The sequence below is a fragment of the Herbidospora mongoliensis genome, assembly GCF_001570545.1.
Classification (GTDB): domain Bacteria; phylum Actinomycetota; class Actinomycetes; order Streptosporangiales; family Streptosporangiaceae; genus Herbidospora; species Herbidospora mongoliensis.
Window position 1 is genome coordinate 489,165 of the sequence record NZ_BBXD01000008.1, and the last position, 17,779, is coordinate 506,943.

Here is a 17,779-nt window from a genome sequence, read left to right on the forward strand (position 1 = left end):
GATCACGCACCTTCAGTGGAATCCGTCGCATCCGAGTCTGCTCGACCAGGACTACCCGATACTCGCCCGCGCATGAGCCAACCGCGGAGGCGTTCGAGAAGTCGGTCGACATCGACCGGTTTGGGCACGTAGTCGGAGGCGCCCGACGCGATGCTCTTCTCGCGGTCGCCCCGCATGACCTTAGCGGTCAGCGCGATGATCGGCAGGTCGGCGAACTGGGGCATCCGGCGGATCGCGGACGTCGTGGCCCAGCCGTCCATTTCCGGCATCATGATGTCCATCAGCACGAGGGCGACGTCTTCGTTGCGTTCGAGCTGCTCGATGCCCTCGCGGCCGTTCTCGCCGTAGACGACGGTCGTGCCGTAGCGTTCCAGGACGCTGGTCAGGGCGAAGACGTTGCGGATGTCGTCGTCGACGATGAGGATCTTGGCGCCGGTCAGCGGGTCGTCGCCGGCCCAGTCGCGGCCGATGATCTCCTCCATGGCGCGCGACGGCGGCAGGGCGGCGGGGAGCGGGAGCTCCGGGAGCACGTCGTCGTTCGGCACCTGGAGCATCATCTCGGGGCGTTCGGTGCCCGCCAGCGTCGTGGCGGCGCCGCCGTCTCTCGCCGAGAGCGGGCCCGCGTAGTTGGTGGGCAGGTAGAGCGTGAACGTGCTGCCGTGGCCCGGTTCGCTGTCGACGTGGATCTCGCCGCCGAGCAGGCGGGCGATGTCGCGGCAGATCGACAGGCCGAGGCCGGTGCCGCCGTATTTGCGGCTGGTGGTGCCGTCGGCCTGGCGGAACGCCTCGAAGATCACGTCGAGTTTGTCGGGCGCGATGCCGATGCCCGTGTCGACGACCGAGAAGGCCAGCATGTTGTCGCTGGTCTGCAGGGTCTCGTCCACGAAAGCGACGTCTCCGGCCGGTTCGACCCGCAGGCGCACCTCGCCGCGCGGGGTGAACTTGACCGCGTTCGACAGCAGGTTGCGCAGCACCTGCTGGAGGCGCTGCTCGTCGGTGCGCATCTCCGTCGGCACCGCCTCGTCGACGTCGATCGCGAACGACAGGCCCTTGTCCGCGGCCAGCGGGGCGAACGCGGCGTCGACGTAGTCGTAGAGCTTCGGGAGTGACAGCTCGGCCGGGTGGATGTCCATGCGGCCGGCCTCGACCTTGGACAGGTCGAGGATGTCGTTGATGAGCTGGAGCAGGGCTGAACCGGCGCCGTGGATGGTCTTGGCGAACTCGACCTGCTGGTCGGTCAGGTTGCCCTCGGAGTTCTCGGTCAGCAGCTTGGCCAGCACGAGCAGGCTGTTCAGCGGGGTGCGCAGCTCGTGGGACATGTTCGCGAGGAACTCGCTCTTGTAGCGGCTGGAGACCGCCAGCTGCTCGGCGCGCTCCTCCAGGGTGCGGCGGGCCTGCTCGATCTGGAAGTTCTGGATCTCGATCGCACGGTTCTGCTTGGCCAGCAGCGCCGCCTTGTCCTCCAGTTCGGCGTTGGAGCGCCGCAACTCCTCCTGCTGCCGCTGCAGCTCGTCGGACCGCTCCTGGAGCTCGGTCGCGAGCCGCTGGCTCTCCTTCAGAAGATCTTCTGTACGGGAGTTCGCGATGATCGTGTTGATGGTGATGCCGATCGACTCGACGAGCTGCGTGAGCAGGTCGAGGTGCACCTCGGAGAACCGGCCGAACGAGGCCATCTCCAGCACGCCCAGCACATGGCTCTCGAACAGGATCGGCATGACCACGATCTGCGCCGGACGCGACGAGGTCAGCGCCGTGTCGATCGTGAACGAGTCGGCCGGCACCTGGTGGATGATGATCTGCTTGGCCTCCATCGCGGCCTGCCCGACCAGGCCCTCGCCGAGCGCGAACCGGCGCCGGGGACTGCGGCCGGGCTGGATGCCGTAACCGGCGATCAGCGTGAGCTCGCCGTCGACGACCAGGTAGCAGGCGCCGTAGCTGGCCGACACGAGCGGCGTGAGCTCGCTCATGATCAGACGGGCGACCTCGATCATGTCGCGGTGGCCCTGCATCAGCCGGGAGATCCTGGCCAGGTTGGACTTCAGCCAGTCTTGCTGCTGGTTGGCGTTGGTGGTGTCGCGCAGGTTGGACACCATCGTGTTGATGTTGTCTTTCAGCTGGGCCAGCTCGCCCGGCGCCTCGACGGTGATCGACCGGGTCAGGTCGCCCCGGGCGACTGCGCTGGTCACCTCGGCGATGGCGCGCACCTGCGTGGTCAGGTTCCCGGCCAGCTCGTTGACGTTCTCGGTGAGGCGCTTCCAGGAGCCCTCGACGCCCTCGACCCGGGCCTGCCCGCCCAGCTGACCCTCCGAGCCCACCTCGCGGGCCACTCGGGTCACCTCGGAGGCGAACGAGCTGAGCTGGTCGACCATCGTGTTGATCGTGGTCTTCATGACGAGCATCTCGCCCTGGGCGTCGACGTCGATCTTGCGGGTCAGGTCGCCGCCGGCGACCGCCGTGGTGACCTCGCCGATGTTGCGGACCTGGTAGGTCAGGTTCGTCGCCATCGAGTTGATGTTGTCGGTGAGGTCCTTCCAGACCCCCGACACGCCGGGCACCCGGGCCTGCCCGCCCAGCTTGCCCTCGGTGCCCACCTCGCGGCCGACGCGGGTGACCTCGTCGGCGAACGACGAGAGCTGGTCGACCATCGTGTTCATCGTGTCCTTGAGCTCCAGGATCTCGCCCTGGGCGTCCACGGTGATCTTCTTGGTGAGGTTGCCCTGGGCCACCGCCGTGGAGACGGCGGCGATCTGGCGGACCTGGCTGGTCAGGTTGTTGGCCATGAAGTTGACGTTGTCGGTGAGGTCCTTCCAGACCCCGGAGACGCCTCTCACCTGCGCCTGACCGCCCAATCGGCCTTCGGTGCCGACCTCCCGGGCCACACGTGTCACTTCCGCCGCGAACGACGAGAGCTGGTCGACCATCGTGTTCATGGTCGACTTGAGTTCGAGGATCTCGCCCTGGGCGTCGACGTCGATCTTGCGGGTCAGGTCGCCGCCCGCGACGGCCGTGGTGACCTGGGCGATGTTGCGGACCTGGTAGGTCAGGTTCTTGGCCATCGAGTTGACGTTGTCGGTGAGGTCCTTCCAGACCCCCGACACGCCCTTCACCTCGGCGCGACCGCCCAACCGGCCCTCGGTGCCCACCTCACGGGCGACCCGGGTCACCTCGTCGGCGAAGCCCGAGAGCTGGTCGACCATCGTGTTGAGGGTCTCCTTCAGCTCCAGGATCTCGCCCTGGGCGTCGACCGTGATCTTCTTGGTGAGGTTGCCCTGGGCGACCGCGGTGGAGACGGCGGCGATCTGGCGGACCTGGCTGGTCAGGTTGTTGGCCATGAAGTTGACGTTGTCGGTGAGGTCGCCCCAGACCCCCGACACGCCCCGCACCTGGGCCTGGCCCCCCAGCTTTCCCTCGGTGCCGACCTCGCGGGCGACGCGGGTCACCTCTTCGGCGAACGCCGAGAGCTGGTCGACCATCGTGTTGACAGTGATCTTGAGCTCGAACATCTCGCCGACGGCGTCGACCGTCACCTTGCGTGACAGGTCGCCGTTGGCCACGGCCGTGGTGACCTCGCCGATGTCGCGCACCTGTGCGGAGACGCGGCTGGACATCGTGTTCACGGCCTCGGTCAGGTCGCGCCAGCTGCCCGACATGCCGCGCAGGTTGGCCCGGCCGCCGAGCTTGCCCTCGGTGCCGACCTCGCGGGCCACCCGGGTCACCTCACCGGTGAACAGGGCGAGCTGGTCGACCATGCCGTTGATGGCCTTGCCGAGACGGCGCACCTCGCCCCGCGCGGCCCTGTCGAGGTCGATGCGCTGCGACAGGTCGCCCTTGGCCACGGCGTCGATCACGTCGGCGGCGCCCGTGACGGGCGTGACCAGGGCGTCGATCAGGCCGTTGACCGACTCGACGCTCTCGGCCCAGGAGCCCACACCGGGCCCGGGGGTCAGGCGTTCGCCGAAGCGGCCCTCTTTGATCACCTCACGGCGAACGCGGGCGAGCTCGTTGGCGAGGTGTTCCCGGCGGTCGGCCACCTCGTTGAGGAGCAGGCGGATCTCGCTCAGGATGCCCGGCGGGGCGTGCGGGACCCTCCGCCGGAAGTCGCCGTCTCGCCATACGGTCAGCGTGTCCAGGAGCGGCTTCAGATCGGACTCGGTGTAACGGCGTTCGGTCCGGGCCGGCTCGACGTCCGCACGCGTCATGGGGCCTCCTAACGTATCCGCCCAGTCTGTCACGTTCCGTGGTAGCTCCACGGGCCGTTGATCGACCACGCGTCAGAGCGAATTGTGGTAAGCACGTGTGCAGTGGCGAATTCTCCACGCGCCGTGCTCGCCGCGTCTTTCACGACAGGCGAGACGGCCGTTCCAGCGGCGAAGCGGTTCACCCAAGAGGTGATGACCGCGTGGGCCGCCATGCCCGTCGGCGCCGAGGCGCAGCGGCTCACCCGCGCGCTCGTCGAAGGGGTCTCCGGCGAGGCGTTCGAGGTGAGGTGGCTCCACCAAGGCGACTCTATCCAGCTTGAGGTGATCGAGCGGGGCGTTGACTACGGTCCGCCTCTCGACGCGGCCGACTGGGGGGTCTCCTTCTCCGGGAACTCCCGGGTCCGGTGGGCGCGGCTCGATCTGCCGGGCGGTGGCGGCGTACCGGAGGAAGAGGCGTGGACGGAGCCCACGCCCAGTCCTGGCTGGCTGGGGTTCCTGGCCGACGCGAGTGATCTGCTGGCCGGCACGCTCGATCCGGGGATGGTGCCGGCGATCATCGCGCAGATCGTGGTGCCCCGGCTGGCCTCCTGGTGCGCCGTCTACACGGCAGACCAGGGCACCGGGCCGTTGCGGCTCGACTATCTGTGGCACGCCGACGAGGCGCAGAGCGACGCGCTGCGCGAACGGCTGGCCGATGTGGTGCTGCCGTCGGCCGACGGGCCCGCCGTGCTCAGCGTCGACGGCACCCAGGCGCTCGGGTTCCCGCTGACGGCGCGGGGGCGGCGGCTGGGCGTGATGTGCCTTGGTCGTCGTGACCGGTTCCCCGATGAGACCCTCCAGCTGGCCGAAGATCTGGCCAGGCGGGCCGCGCTGGCGCTCGACAACGCGCGCCTCTACGCCCAGCAGGCGGCGGCCAACCGGGCGCTCCAGCGGAGCCTGCTGCCGCCGGAGGAGCCGCGCACCCCCGGGCTCGACTCTTATGTGATCTACGAGCCGGCCGGGGAGACCAACGAGGTCGGCGGCGACTTCTACGACCTGTTCCCGATCGGCGACGGCATCTGGCGGTTCGCCATCGGCGACGTCTGCGGCACCGGGCCGGTCGCCGCGGCCGTGACCGGGCTGGCCCGCCACACGATCCGGCTGCTGGCCCGTGAGGGTTACGGCGTCGCGGCGGTGGTCGAGCGGCTGAACCAGGCGATCCTCGAAGAGGGGGAGCGGGCCCGGTTCCTCACGCTGCTGCACGGCGAGATCACCATCGCGGCCGACGGGCTCGACATGCGGCTGGTGTCGGCGGGGCATCCCGAGGCGCTGCGGCTGCGGCCGAGCGGGGTCGTCGACGCCGTGGGCTCGCCGCAGTCGCTGCTGGGCGTGTTCCCCGAGGTCGAGTTCGAGGCCGATTCGATCCATCTGGAGCCGGGAGACGTGCTGCTGGGCGTCACCGACGGTGTGACCGAGCGGCGGCAGGGGTCGCGGCTGCTCGACGACGAGAGCGGGCTGGCCAAGCTTCTCGCCGAGTGCGTCGACCTGTCAGCGCGCGCGGTGGCCGAGCGGATCCGGCGGGCCGTCCAGGACTTCGCCCCCGAGCCCAGCGCCGACGACCTGGCCATCCTCGTGCTCCGGGCGCCGATCGAGCCGCTCTAGCAGCATCACGGCCAGGCCCGCCACCGCGAGGGCCGCGCCGACCAGGGCGGAGGACATCCAGCCCCAGCCCGCGCTGATGGCCAGTCCGCCCAGATACACGCCGCCCGCGTTGGCGAGGTTGAAGGCCGAGTGGTTGGACGCCGCCGCCAGGGTCGGGGCGTCGGAGGCGTACCGGATGACCATGGTCTGCAGGGGCGCGGTCATCAGGAACCCGACGGCGAGGATCACCACCACCATCACCGGCGACGGCCAGAGGTAGAAGATCACCAGCACCACGGCCAGCCCGGCGAGGCCCGCGTAGGCGGTCGGGCGGGCGGCCAGGTCGGTCAGCGGTCCGGCGGCGGCCACGCCGATGGTCATGCCGACGCCCGCCAGCGCCAGCACCCACATGACCGAGCTGTCCGGCAGGCCCATGACCTCGGTGGTGATGGAGGCCAGGTAGGCGTAGGCCGCGAAGACGCCGCCGAATCCGATCATCGCGGTACCCAGGAAGAGCAGGACCCTGCGGTTCCTGAGGGCCCGGAGCTCGCGGCGCAGGCTCGCCTGCGGTTCCGGGGGCGTGTACGGAATCAGGAAGCTCAGTGCGATCACGGAGAGCACCCCGATGACGGTGACGACCAGGAAAGTGGCCTGCCACCCCACGTTCTGGCCCAGCAGGGTCGCGCCGGGGACGCCGACGATGTTGGCCAGCGTCAGCCCCAGCAGGATGGACGCGACCGCCCGCCCCTCCCTGCCCTCGCGCGCCATCCGCGCGGCCACGACCGAGCCGACGCCGAAGAACGCGCCGTGCGGCAGCCCGGCCGCGAACCGCCCGAACATCAGCCAGCCGTAGTCCGGGGCGAGCGCCGACAGCAGGTTGCCCACCACGAAGAGGCCCATCAGGGCCACCAGCAGCCGTTTGCGGGACATCCGGACACCCGCCACCGCCAGCAGCGGGGCGCCCACGACGACGCCGATCGCGTAGGCGGCGACGAGGTTCCCCGCGGCGGGCACCGAGGTGCGCAGATCCGCGGCGACCTCGGGCAGCAGACCCATGATCACGAATTCACTGGTGCCGATTCCGAACGCGCTGATCGCCAGCGCGAGGAGAGCGAGCGAGACGCGGACCGCCGGAGGCCGGTCGTGGCTCGAAGAAAGATGCATGGCCCCTACAACGATGAAGGATCCTTCAATAATTTCCGTAGCTGTATCGTTGTGCCATGAACCGGCCGCAGCTTGGTCACCACCTCAAACGGGTCGAACAGGCCCTAATCGCCCATAAAGCTATCCGAATGCGGGCGATCGACCTCACCGAGTCGCAATGCGAGGTGCTCGGGTATCTCGTCGGCGGGGCGGCCAAGTCGGTGACGCAGCTCTCCCGTGAAGCGCTGGTGACCTCTCAGACGATGACGGGCATCGTCCACAATCTGGAGGTCAAGGGCCTGGTCGAGCGGCGTCCCTCACCCGACCACGGGCGGGTCATGCTGGTCTTTCTGACCCCGACCGGCGTGGAGAGGGAGGCGGCGGCCCGGGAGCTCGCCCTGTCGGTCGAGGCCCGTCTGCGGGCGGCCATGACGGAAGAGGAGTTCGCCCGGCTGCTGGAACTGCTCGACCGGGCGGCCGACGCGGTGGGTGAGCTCTCCCGACCGGGCGGTCGGCGTGGCGGGTGAACTTCAGAGACCTGGGGTCGCCGGTTGTTTGCGGCCGTCCATGGCGCGGGTGGCGAACTCGATCTGGGTGCGCATCTGGCGGATGCGCTCCTCGACGACCAGCGACGCGTGGCCGGCGTCGTAGCGGTAGACCTGGCAGGGCACCGAGACCGACTCGATGAAGTGCTCGATCTGCCTGATGGGGCAGCGGGGGTCGTTCTCCCCGGCCAGGATCAGCAGCGGGGCCTCGACCATGTCGGCGTAGGTGATCGGCGACGACGCCGCGTAGCGGTCGGGGACCTCCTCCGGCGAGCCGCCGAGCAGGGCGCGGTGCAGTGAGCGCAGGGCCTCCGACTCGTCTTCGTAGGCCGCGCGGTGGTCGGCGATCGGGACGGCCGCGATGCCGGCGCTCCAGATCTTGGGCTGGGTGCCGAGGCCCAGCAGGGTCAGGTAGCCGCCCCACGAGCCGCCCGCCAGCACCAGCCGGTCGGGGTCGGCGATGCCCCGGTTGACCACCCAGTCGCGGACCGCCGACACGTCGGCCAGCTCGATGTGGCCGACGTCGCCGTGCAGGGCGTCGCGCCAGGCCGAGCCGTAGCCGATCGAGCCCCGGTAGTTGATCCGGACGACGGCGAAGCCGCTGTCGACCCAGGCCGCCACGTGGGGCAGGAACGAGTCGTTGTCCTGCGCCGACGGGCCGCCGTGCAGCAGGAAGACGGTCGGGTAGGGCGCCGCCTGGCCGGTCGGACGGGAGATCATCGCGTGGATCCAGCCGCCGGGGCCCTCGACGTCGACGTCTTCGACCGGGACCGACGGGGGCGCGGTCGGGCCGGGGCTCATCACGACGTGGCCGTGGCTCGACCTGATCACGGGCGCGTGGGCGGCGCTCGACCAGGAGTACTCCACGGTGCCGTCGGGGCGGGTGGCGGCCTCCTCGATCACGCCGTGGGGCGTCTCGATCGGGATCATGGCGCCGCCGACGAGGTCGTACTTGAAGAGCTGGGTGCGGCCTCGGTGGTGGTTGACGATCAGGAGGGCGCGGCCGTCGTCGTACCAGTCGGCGGTGACCTCGCCGGGATCGCGCAGGTAGATCTCGCGCTGCTCGCCGGTCAGCGGATCCCAGACCAGCGGCTCGTGGCGGCCACGGCGCTCGTGCAGGACCAGCAGGCGGCGGTCGCCGAGGACGGGGGAGAAGCGGATGCCGCGGACCCCCTTGCCGGGGCCGTCGTGGAGGTCGCCGACGACGGAGCCGTCGGACTTCACCACGCGCAGGGCCGGGTGGCGGGTGTCGCCGTGTTCGCTGTGGTCGATGGCGATCAGAGCGCCGTCGAGGGAGATGCCGGCCACCGAGGCCGACTCTTTGTGCTGGTAGAGGATGGTCGGCTCGCTGCCCTCCGCCATCAGGAGGATCTGGAAGCCGAGGCGGCAGGAGCGCCCGATGGCGGCGGTGCCGTTGGCGGCCAGGGCGAGGCCGGCCGGGTGGCCGGGGGAGATCTCCAGCGGCTTGGCCGGGCCGCCGTGGAAGTGCTGGCGGATCCAGACGCCGTATTCGTCGCCGTCGGTGTCGGCGAACCACCAGATCCACTGACCGGTCGGGTCGAGATCACCGTACGCCGTGCCGTTCGGGCGGTCGGTGACCTGCCGGCTGGTGCCGGTGGCGCGGTCCCAGGCGTAGATCTCCCAGGTTCCAGAAGCGTTGCTGCGGTAGACGGCGTGGTGCGGAGCCTGACGAGCCCAGGTGGGCAACGTCATGCGCGGGGAACGGAACCTGGTCTGCCAGCGTTCCTCGGCCTTCATCGGCTTTCCTCCCGGGTCCGCCGTCGGTCGCGGTCAAGTATGTCCCGTCAGCCCCCGGAATGGCCGACAAACAGGGGATCTCAGGTGGGAATTTACGGTGAAAAACCCCTTTGGTCACTAGTAGCGCGGGAACCATTTTCAGCTTTTCGGACGCCACACCGTGACCTGCACCGACATCCGCACCCGCGCGCCCTCGCCGACCCTTTCCGCGCGCGCGTGCCAGGCGCTCGGGCCCATCGCGATCACCGACATGACCTCGGTGGCCGTGAGGTCGAGCCAGCCGGCGACGGGCTCGGTCACGTCGCGTGCGAAGTGGTCGCCGAGTGTGTCGGCCAGTCGCCGAGCCTTTTCGTCGCCGACGGTGAGAAGACCGAATCGTTCGACTACGGGTTCCAGATGATCGGGGTTCGGTGTGACCGTTATCAGGGTTCCCGTGGGTTTCAGGACGCGGCGAAACTCACTCGCGTTCCTCGGGGCGAACACGTTGAGAAGCGTGTCAAGGGCGGCGTCGCGCACCGGAAGGGGTTTCCAGACGTCGGCGGCCACCGCGCCGATCCTCGGGTGGGCCCTGGCGGCCTTCTTGAGGGCGTGCTTGGAGACGTCCAGAGCGAGCCCGCGCTCCTTGACGGCGTGGGCGAGGTAGTAGCCGGTCCCGGCGCCGGCGTCGCCGATCACACCGTGGGCGAAAGAGGCCACTTTGTCGGCGATTGGAGCGAACCATCCCTTGGTGAGAAATGTCTCACGCGCCCCCACCATCTCCGGCGTGTCACCCTTCACGGGAGTGCTCAGCAGGTTCAGGTAGCCCTGCCGGGCGACGTCGAACGAGTGGCCGCGCGGGCAGCGGACGGCGCCCGCGTCCAGACCGAGGTCGTGGCGGCAGACCGGGCAGACCAGCAGGTCGATGACGTCTCCAAGCATCCGACCAGTATCCCGTCAAGTCTCCTGCAACCGGTCTGGGGTGAACTGTCTGTATGACGAAGAACAGACGCAGTTGCCCGAGTTGTCGGACCACTCTCGACGAAGGCCCCATCGTCTACCGCTGCGCGAAGTGCCAGCGCGCTGTCTACGCCGCCGACGTGAACTTCGATTATTCCAACCGATGATGCACGATGACCGCATGTAGGAGAATAAAGTGCGGTAATGCCGTACGAACCGATGACCTTCGCCGGGGTCGAGGTAACGCCGCTGTGTGATGCCGTCGGGCCCATGGGGCCGAGCATCGCCCTGCCGCTGCCCGAACTGTTTCCCGGTGGGTCGTTCGCCGACGGCGAGGAGTGGATCCTGCACTTCCACTGCTTCCTGCTGCGCACCGGCCGCCACACGATCCTGGTCGACACCGGCGTCGGAGACCTTACCGGTCCCGCGGCGGGCTGGGCGCCGATCCCGGGCCGGTTGCTCCAGGAACTCGACGCGGTGGGCGTCGCCCCCTCGGATGTGGACACCGTGATCCTCACCCACCTGCACAGCGACCACGTGAGCGGCTGCGTCACCGACGGCGCCCCCGTGTTCGCCAACGCGCGCCACGTGATCCAGGAGGCCGAGCTCGACTGGCCGGGCGGCGGGCTGATGCGCGACCGCATCGTGAAGCCGCTGGGAGACCAGCTCCAGGTCGTGCACGGGTCCAAGGACCTTTTCGAGAACGTCCGTGTGGCGCACACCCCCGGTCACACCCCCGGTCACCAGGTGGTCCTGGTCGGCGACCTGATCGTCTCCGGCGACGTGCTGCACCACCAGCAGCAGCTCGCCGACCCGACGATCGGCTACCGCTACGACGACGACACCGAGCGGGCGCTGACGAGCCGTCAGGTCGTGCTCGGCCGGGCCGCCTACCTGGCGACCTCCCATTTGGCCGAGCCGTTCACGAAGATCCGCTGACGCAGGCGCACCACCTGGAACGCGCCGATCGCCCAGATCGGATACTGCACGGCCAGCGCCCACCGGAAGTCGCCGTGCACGTCGAGCCCGACGCCGATCAGGCCAAGGAGCGCCACGGTGGCCAGGAATCCGCCGCCGTTGACGATGCCGGTGGCCACCCCGATGCGCTCGTCCGGGTTGTAGGAGCGGGCGAAGTCGAAACCGATCACCGAGCCGGGTCCGTTGGTGGACAGCACCACCATCAGCACGACCAGCAGCCACAGCGGCGCGGGGCCGGGCCAGAGCAGCACGGCCGTCCACGCCGTGGCGGTCGAGCCGACGATGCCGAGGACCAGCCACCACCGGCGGTCCGGCCGGCGCCCGGTGAACCAGCCGAAGATCGGCTGGCAGACCATCGACGCCACGGTGATCGTGGTCAGCAGCGCCCCGGCCGTGGTCGGCGACAGATTCTGCTCCTGGAGCAGGAACGGGTAGCCCCAGAGCATGAGGAACGCCACCACCGACGACTGGGTGGCGGCGTGCGTCCAGAGGCCGAGCCGGGTGCCGGGTTCGGACCAGGCGGCGCGCAGTCCCCGCGCGTCCGACGCCCGGAGGGGCCGCGCCTCCCTGAGCACCACGACGACCACGGCGAAGGCCACCACGCTGAGGCCCGCCGCCCCGAGGAAGGTGTCGCGCCAGCCGAAGGTGTGCAGAGCCGAAATCAGCGGTACGGCCGCCAGCACGCCCCCCAGCGACCCCAGCAGCCCCGTGGTCTGCACCATCATCGAGCTGCGGTGAGGCGGGAACCACAGGTTCACGATGCGGATCACACTGATGAAGGTGGCCGCGTCACCCGCGCCGATCAGGATCCGGGCCACTATCGCCCCGGCCACGCCGCCGGAGAGGGCGAAGACCACGTTGCCGGCGGCCAGGACGACCGCCCCGGCGATCAGCATCTTCTTGGAGCCCAGGCGGTCGACGAGGATGCCGACGGGGACTTGGAGAGCGGCGTACACCAGTAGTTGGAGCATCGCCAGCGCGGACAGTCCCGCGGCGCCGAGGTCGAAGCGGGCGGCGGCCTCCAGGCCGGTGACGCCGAGGGCCGAGCGGTGGAAGACGGCGACGAGGTAGGCGACGACGCCGGCACCCCAGTAGAGGTAGGCCTTGCGGGTCCCCGGCATGGGGGGAATTTTACCTTTGGACCGTTTTCGGCCGATGGGCAGGCCGGGTTGGTGCGAAGATCCCTTGCCATGAGAAGACTGCTGGCCGTCGCCGTGGCCCTCGTCGCGCTGATCCCCGCCGCGCCCGCCTCGGCGGCACCGGGGCTCGTGTTCTACCGCTACGAGAACGGCTCGGCCGTCTACTCGCCCTACGGGAAGACCGTGGTCGGCGGGGCGGGCCAGTTCTCCGTCTCGCCCGACGGGCGCAAGGTGGCCTGGATCGACGATTCGGGCCGGGTGCACGTGCGCGCCGGTTCCTCCGACAAGGTGATCGCGAAGGGCGCGGTCTCCGGCACTCCCTGCGCGACCCCCGCGTGGTCGCCCGACGGGAAGAGGATCGCCTACGCGATGACGGCGGCCGAGAGCATGGCCCCGATCGCGATCGTCGGCGCCGACGGCACCGGCCGCAAGAAGCTCGGCAAGACCTACGGCGTCTGCCATCTGGCCTGGTCGGGACGTTCGCTGGCCGGATACACCGGCAACACCGACGGCATCCACGTGATCGACACGATCACCGGCAAGAGCCGTAAGGCCAAGGGCGTCAGCGGGTCCAACCACGTGCAGTCGCTGTCGCCCGACGGGCGCAAGGTGGTCTTCCAGGCGCTCAAGCCCACCGCCGAGGGCGGCGACGGCTCCTGGCCCTACTGGTACACCCCGCGCATCGTCGACACCGTCACAGGCAAGCGCGTGACGCCGCCGGTGAAGGGCACCCTGATCGGCGCGATGTACCTGAAGGACGGCCGGCTCGCGGTGCGGGTGAAGGGCGCGAAGCACAACACGATCGTGGTGCTCACGCCCGCGATGCAGGTGTCCGCGAAGTTCGCCGAACCGGCGAAGTACCGGTCGTCCGGGCTGCTGCGCGTTCTTTGACAGCCGGCAGGCCCGGCTCCCCCCAGAAGCCGGGCCTGCCGCGTCCGCCTAGACCAGCGCGGGCTCCTTCTGCGGGACGGGAAGCTCGTCTTCGTCGTCGCCGTGGGACAACGTCGGCAGCCAGTTCAGCCAGCGCGGCAGGTACCAGTTCCAGTCACCCAGCAGCTGCATCGTGGCCGGGAGCAGCACCGCCCGGACGATCGTCGCGTCGATCAGGATCGCCGCCGCCAGACCCACGCCCATCTGCATGAAGGTCAGCAGCGACAGGGTGGCGAAGACCGCGAACACGGCCACCATGATCAGGGCCGCGCTGGTCACCACCCCGGCCGTCGAGCGGATGCCGTGGGCGATCGCGTCCTCGGTGCGCATGCCCCGGTCGAACGCCTCCCTGATCCGGCTCAGGATGAACACGTGGTAGTCCATCGACAGGCCGAACAGGATGACGAACAGGAACATCGGCAGCCAGTCGGTGATCGTCCCGGTCGACTGGAAACCGATGATGCTCTCGCCGTAGCCCCACTGGAAGACCAGCACGAGCACGCCGTAGGCGGCCGCGACCGACAGCAGGTTGAGCACGATCGCCTTGACCGCGACCACCAGTGAGCGGAACGAGACCAGCAGCAGCAGGAACGCGAGCAGCAGCACGAACCCGAAGACCAGCGGCCGGGTCTGCGACATCTGGTCGTTGAAGTCCATCGACCCTGCGGTCGATCCGGTCACGTGGGCGCCGGGGAGGGTGGCCGGGATGACCTTCTCGCGCAGGGTGACGATGGCCTGCTCGGAGACCTCGTCGGTGCCGGTGCCCTTGAGGGCGATGCTGATGCGGGCCACGTCGCCGCGCGGGTTGACGTCGACAGAGAACGGCTCGTTGAACCGCCCGGTCGCCAGGGCCTCGGTTTTGAAGCGCTCGATCGCGGCCGGGCCGGGGTTCTTCACGACCACGACGGCCGGTTCGTTGCCGCCGGGGAAGGCCTTGTCGATCGCCTTGAAGGTCTCGGCGATCTGGTAGTCGCCCTGGAGTTCGTCGATGGTCTGCGGGCCCGGCTTGAGGCTGAGCCCGGGGATCGCCAGGGCGATCATGAGGCCGCCGGCGACGGCCACGGAGACGATCGGATATTTGAGGACCGGCCGCAGGATCGCTCCCCAGACGCGGCTCTCGCCACCCCGTACACCCAGGATCCGGCGCCAGGTCACCCGGCCGCCGGTGAGCAGCCGGACCGTGCCGTGGAACGCGCGGGCGTCGACCTTGTCGCCGATCAGCGACAGCAGGGCCGGGAGCGCGGTCAGCGAGCCCACCATGGCGGTCAGCACGACCAGGATGGTGCCCTCGGCGAAGCCCATGAAGATGCCGTTGCCGGTCAGGAACATGCCCGCCATGGCCGCGATGACGGTGATGCCGGAGATCAGCACCGCCCGGCCGGAGGTGCCCGCGGCGATCTCGATCGCCCGCTGCTTGCTGCGGCCCTTACCGCGTTCCTCGCGCTCCCGCATGATGTAGAAGAGCGAGTAGTCGACGCCCACCGCGAGGCCGATCAGCAGCATCACGTTGGTGGTGGCGGCGTCGACCGCGAGGGCCTGGCTGGTCAGCGCGAGCAGGCCGGTCGCACCCGCGATCGCGGTCAGCGCGAGCGCCACCGGGATGATCGCGGCCAGGATCGCGCCGAACGCCGCGAGCAGGATGCCCAGCGTGATCGGCAGCGAGAGCTGCTCGGCCTTCACGAAGTCCTGGTCGATCGCCTCGCCGATCAGCTTGTCGGCGCTGGCGCTGCCGGCCTGCTCGACCCGCAGATCGGGATGGCGCGACTGCACCCCGGCGACCGCGTCGAGCACCGGCTTGACCCGGTCGGCCGCGGTCGCGGCGTCGCCCTTCATGTCGAACCCGATCAGGGCGGTCCGGCTGTCGGGGGTCACCGCCGACGGGCTCTTGACGTTCTCCACCTGGCCGGTCGCGGTGATGGAGCGCACGACGTCGTCCATGGCCTTTTTGAAAGCCGGGTCTTGTACGGTCAGCGCACCGCTCTGCACCAGCACGATCTCACCCGCCGGATCGACGAACCCGGCGCCGTCCAGAATCTGCCCTGCGGCGCGGGAGTCTCCGTTGGAGCTCTCGTACGGCTTCATCTCCGCCGTGCCCACCGCGTTGCCGGCGAACGTGGCCGCAGCCACGAAACCCACCCATATCAGCAGCGCCCACCAACGATTGCGCGCGCTCCAGCCGCCCACCCGGGCGGCGATGTTCCGATTCCCAGCCATGCTTCTGAAGGTAGAAATCGATCGGGGCCCGAACCTCCTGCGCAGACGGGAGATCGCCGTCCTCCCGGAGAGCTAGGGGACACCCTGGATAGCCTCAGGGTTGTGATGCCCGCAGACGTCTTCTACGCCCAGCTCCACCGTGTGATCCCGGCCTCGGCCGGGTTCGTCACCGACACCGGGGGCCGGGTGCTTCTGGTGAAACCCAACTACCGCGAGCTCTGGGGATGGCCGGGCGGCCACGTCGACGAGGGCGAGACCCCTGAGGAAGGCTGCGCGAGAGAACTCAGGGAGGAGGTCGGGTTGACGCTGGAAGTCGGGCGGCTGCTGGTCGTCCACTGGGTGCCGGAGCTGGACGAGCGGCCCTACCCGCTCGTCCATTTCACCTTCGACTGCGGCACCCTGCCCGACGGCGCGCGGATCACCCTCCAGGAGGAGGAGCTCGACGACTGGGGCTTCTTCACCCCGGACGAGGCCGACAAGGTCCTGCCCCCATGGCAGGCCCAGCGGCTGCGCGCCTCCGTCGCCGCGCGCGCGTCGGGTCAGCTCACTTACCTGAGTTGAGGCGGCCGAGCTCCTCGTCGGTCAGTTCCAGGTCGACGGCCTGAACCGAGTCGAGGATGCTCTCCGGGCGGCTGGCGCCCGGGATCGGGACGATCCGCGGGCTGCGCGCCAGCTGCCAGGCCAGGCAGACCTGCTGCGGCGACACCCCGTGGGCGGCGGCGATCTCGCCGAACGCGGCGTGGTCGCTGCCCAGGTCGGAGGCCGAGCCCATGCCGCCCAGCGGCGACCACGACAGGAACGCGATGTCGATCTCGTCGGCGACGTCGATCTCGGGCTCGCTGGTGCGGAACCGGGGCGAGAACTCGTTCTGGACGGCCACCAGGTCGTCGCCGAGGATCTCCAGGGCCACCCGCATCTGCTCCGGGTTCGCGTTGGAGATGCCGGCCGCCTGGACCTTCCCGGCCTGTACGAGGTCCTTGATGGCGCCGACGGCCACCTCGTAGGGGACCTCCGGGTCGGGCCGGTGGTGGAAGTAGAGGCCGATCGACTCGACCCCGAGGGCCTTCAGCGAGCGGTCGCAGGCCTGGAACAGGTATTCGGGCCGGCTGTCCCTGGCCCAGCCGCCGCTCGGCGTGCGGACATGGCCGCCCTTGGTCGAGACCAGGACGGAATCGGCGTCGCCGCCCCAACTGGCCAGGGCCTTGGCCACCAGGCGCTCGTTGTGGCCGACGTCGGTGTGTGACGGCGTGTAGGCGTCGGCCGTGTCGATCAGACGGATCCCGGCGTCGAGGGCCGCGTGGATGGTGCGGATCGACTGGGCCTCGTCGGGCATGTGCCCGGCGGTGGACATGGGCATCGCGCCGAGCCCGATGGCGCTGACCTGACGGCTTCCGATCATGCGGGTTCTCATGGTCGCAAGATACTCAAGGACGTCACAACCGCTTCAGCAAGGCCTGCTTGGCGGCCGCGAACTCCTCGTCGGTCAGCACCCCGTCGCGGTGCAGCGCGCCGAGTTCCCGCAGGCGCCGCAGCACCACGTCGTGGTCTTCCTCGGGTGCCTCGATCATCGGAGGCTCGGCCAGCGGGTGCGGCAGCCGAGCCACGACGGCGGTCACGAGCAGGGCGACGGTGCGGGTCTCCTTGGCCAGGCCCCAGAGCGTGACGGCGGAGGGGTCGTGCTTGATCGGCAACCGGGTCGGCGGCTCGCTCTTGCGGGTGAACCTGAGCCGGCCGTTCTCCATGCCGCCGTTGGGGATCCACTCCACGGCGGCGATGTCGGCCAGCGGGATCCGCTGCGGCCCGGCCTTCTGCTTGGCGCCGTCGGCCGCCCAGTTGGGCTCGATCATGACCACGTCGCCGTCGAAGGTGACCATGCCGTCGGAGGCGTTGGCGGTCAGCGGCACCGGCGGCCCGGGCATCAGATAGCGGGCGCTGGGGCCCTCGGGCACGCCTTCGGTGAGCAGGGCGGCGCGGACCTCGTCGGCGAAGTATTCGGCCGCGCCCGACCGGTCGGCGTCGATCGTGAGCCGGTAGGGGTCGGCGGCCTCGGGGAGTCGTCCGCCGGTGGCCTGGGTGAACGGGTCGGCGCCCTCGCGGATGCGTAACTTGAGCAGACCGCCCTTGCGGCCGGGCTGGTAGGCGATCCCGGCCACCGCCGGCAGCGGCACGACCAGCTCGCCCAGGGCCTGGCGGAGCTTGTTCACGGCACGTTCTCTGGCGGGCACGATCCGGATGAAGTCGCCGTTGAAGGTCCATGTGCCGTCGCGTACCAACACCTCGGTCATGGCCGGATCTTATGCATTAGGTGGCACAGTGG

Annotated in this window: 13 protein-coding genes; 5 read left to right on the top strand and 8 right to left on the bottom strand. The window is 69.7% G+C overall.

The genetic code is table 11. The annotated features are described in order from the left end of the window. Positions 1 to 2: 2 nt before the first annotated feature. Positions 3 to 4,199 (bottom strand): HAMP domain-containing protein, encoded by a 4,197-nt coding sequence (locus AW272_RS02505; RefSeq protein ID WP_066360658.1) that lies wholly within the window; start codon positions 4,197 to 4,199, stop codon positions 3 to 5. Positions 4,200 to 4,391: 192 nt separating this feature from the next. On the opposite strand from AW272_RS02505, the gene AW272_RS40255 reads away from it, so the two are divergent. Next, complete coding sequence (locus AW272_RS40255; RefSeq protein WP_083957978.1) at positions 4,392 to 5,840, top strand: PP2C family protein-serine/threonine phosphatase; 1,449 nt, start codon at positions 4,392 to 4,394, stop codon at positions 5,838 to 5,840. On the opposite strand, the gene AW272_RS02510 is transcribed toward AW272_RS40255, so the two are convergent. Next, entirely contained in the window at positions 5,727 to 6,983 is a 1,257-nt protein-coding gene (locus AW272_RS02510; protein WP_066360660.1) for an MFS transporter, read from the bottom strand. The genes AW272_RS40255 and AW272_RS02510 overlap by 114 nt on opposite strands. A 128-nt stretch (positions 6,984 to 7,111) precedes the next feature. Between AW272_RS02510 and AW272_RS02515 the strand changes: the two genes are divergently transcribed. Next, positions 7,112 to 7,489: a MarR family winged helix-turn-helix transcriptional regulator gene (locus AW272_RS02515; protein WP_169807474.1), complete on the top strand. Its 378-nt coding sequence runs from the start codon at positions 7,112 to 7,114 to the stop codon at positions 7,487 to 7,489. Positions 7,490 to 7,492: 3 nt separating this feature from the next. Here the strand turns inward: AW272_RS02515 and AW272_RS02520 are convergent, their stop codons facing one another. Next, positions 7,493 to 9,265: a S9 family peptidase gene (locus AW272_RS02520; protein WP_066360664.1), complete on the bottom strand. Its 1,773-nt coding sequence runs from the start codon at positions 9,263 to 9,265 to the stop codon at positions 7,493 to 7,495. Positions 9,266 to 9,403: 138 nt separating this feature from the next. Continuing rightward, the gene (locus AW272_RS02525) at positions 9,404 to 10,183 is read right to left on the bottom strand and encodes a putative RNA methyltransferase (RefSeq protein ID WP_066360666.1); all 780 of its coding nucleotides are present in this window, start codon (positions 10,181 to 10,183) and stop codon (positions 9,404 to 9,406) included. 222 nt (positions 10,184 to 10,405) lie between these two features. On the opposite strand from AW272_RS02525, the gene AW272_RS02530 reads away from it, so the two are divergent. Next, positions 10,406 to 11,140, top strand: a complete 735-nt coding sequence (locus AW272_RS02530) for an MBL fold metallo-hydrolase (RefSeq protein ID WP_066360668.1) — start codon at positions 10,406 to 10,408, stop codon at positions 11,138 to 11,140. Here the strand turns inward: AW272_RS02530 and AW272_RS02535 are convergent. Beyond that, positions 11,092 to 12,300: an MFS transporter gene (locus AW272_RS02535; RefSeq protein WP_066360670.1), complete on the bottom strand. Its 1,209-nt coding sequence runs from the start codon at positions 12,298 to 12,300 to the stop codon at positions 11,092 to 11,094. The two genes, AW272_RS02530 and AW272_RS02535, sit on opposite strands and share 49 nt — an antisense overlap. A gap of 69 nt (positions 12,301 to 12,369) precedes the next feature. Between AW272_RS02535 and AW272_RS02540 the strand changes: the two genes are divergently transcribed. Next, positions 12,370 to 13,209 (top strand): TolB family protein, encoded by an 840-nt coding sequence (locus AW272_RS02540; protein WP_066360675.1) that lies wholly within the window; start codon positions 12,370 to 12,372, stop codon positions 13,207 to 13,209. Positions 13,210 to 13,257: 48 nt separating this feature from the next. Here AW272_RS02540 and AW272_RS02545 read toward each other — a convergent pair whose 3' ends face one another. After that, positions 13,258 to 15,462, bottom strand: a complete 2,205-nt coding sequence (locus tag AW272_RS02545; RefSeq protein ID WP_066360676.1) for an MMPL family transporter — start codon at positions 15,460 to 15,462, stop codon at positions 13,258 to 13,260. A 105-nt stretch (positions 15,463 to 15,567) separates the two neighbouring features. Between AW272_RS02545 and AW272_RS02550 the strand changes: the two genes are divergently transcribed. Then, complete coding sequence (locus tag AW272_RS02550; RefSeq protein ID WP_066360677.1) at positions 15,568 to 16,023, top strand: NUDIX domain-containing protein; 456 nt, start codon at positions 15,568 to 15,570, stop codon at positions 16,021 to 16,023. On the opposite strand, the gene AW272_RS02555 is transcribed toward AW272_RS02550, so the two are convergent. Both AW272_RS02555 and AW272_RS02560 read right to left on the bottom strand, forming a co-directional pair. Continuing rightward, a complete protein-coding gene (locus tag AW272_RS02555; protein ID WP_066360678.1) occupies positions 16,007 to 16,873 on the bottom strand; it encodes an aldo/keto reductase in 867 nt (288 codons plus the stop codon). The two genes, AW272_RS02550 and AW272_RS02555, sit on opposite strands and share 17 nt — an antisense overlap. Before the next feature lie 22 nt (positions 16,874 to 16,895). Further along, positions 16,896 to 17,747: a DUF4429 domain-containing protein gene (locus tag AW272_RS02560; protein WP_066360679.1), complete on the bottom strand. Its 852-nt coding sequence runs from the start codon at positions 17,745 to 17,747 to the stop codon at positions 16,896 to 16,898. Between the last annotated feature and the right edge of the window lie 32 nt (positions 17,748 to 17,779).

Excerpts from the sequence above, each read along its gene's own strand:
- AW272_RS02525 (WP_066360666.1), bottom strand. The coding sequence starts at position 10,183 with ATGCTTGGAGACGTCATCGACCTGCTGGTCTGCCCGGTCTGCCGCCAC.
- AW272_RS02535 (WP_066360670.1), bottom strand. The coding sequence starts at position 12,300 with ATGCCGGGGACCCGCAAGGCCTACCTCTACTGGGGTGCCGGCGTCGTC.
- AW272_RS02545 (WP_066360676.1), bottom strand. The coding sequence starts at position 15,462 with ATGGCTGGGAATCGGAACATCGCCGCCCGGGTGGGCGGCTGGAGCGCG.
- AW272_RS02530 (WP_066360668.1), top strand. The coding sequence starts at position 10,406 with ATGCCGTACGAACCGATGACCTTCGCCGGGGTCGAGGTAACGCCGCTG.
- AW272_RS02555 (WP_066360678.1), bottom strand. The coding sequence starts at position 16,873 with ATGAGAACCCGCATGATCGGAAGCCGTCAGGTCAGCGCCATCGGGCTC.
- AW272_RS02510 (WP_066360660.1), bottom strand. The coding sequence starts at position 6,983 with ATGCATCTTTCTTCGAGCCACGACCGGCCTCCGGCGGTCCGCGTCTCG.
- AW272_RS02515 (WP_169807474.1), top strand. The coding sequence starts at position 7,112 with ATGCGGGCGATCGACCTCACCGAGTCGCAATGCGAGGTGCTCGGGTAT.
- AW272_RS40255 (WP_083957978.1), top strand. The coding sequence starts at position 4,392 with ATGACCGCGTGGGCCGCCATGCCCGTCGGCGCCGAGGCGCAGCGGCTC.
- AW272_RS02505 (WP_066360658.1), bottom strand. The coding sequence starts at position 4,199 with ATGACGCGTGCGGACGTCGAGCCGGCCCGGACCGAACGCCGTTACACC.
- AW272_RS02550 (WP_066360677.1), top strand. The coding sequence starts at position 15,568 with ATGCCCGCAGACGTCTTCTACGCCCAGCTCCACCGTGTGATCCCGGCC.
- AW272_RS02540 (WP_066360675.1), top strand. The coding sequence starts at position 12,370 with ATGAGAAGACTGCTGGCCGTCGCCGTGGCCCTCGTCGCGCTGATCCCC.
- AW272_RS02520 (WP_066360664.1), bottom strand. The coding sequence starts at position 9,265 with ATGAAGGCCGAGGAACGCTGGCAGACCAGGTTCCGTTCCCCGCGCATG.
- AW272_RS02560 (WP_066360679.1), bottom strand. The coding sequence starts at position 17,747 with ATGACCGAGGTGTTGGTACGCGACGGCACATGGACCTTCAACGGCGAC.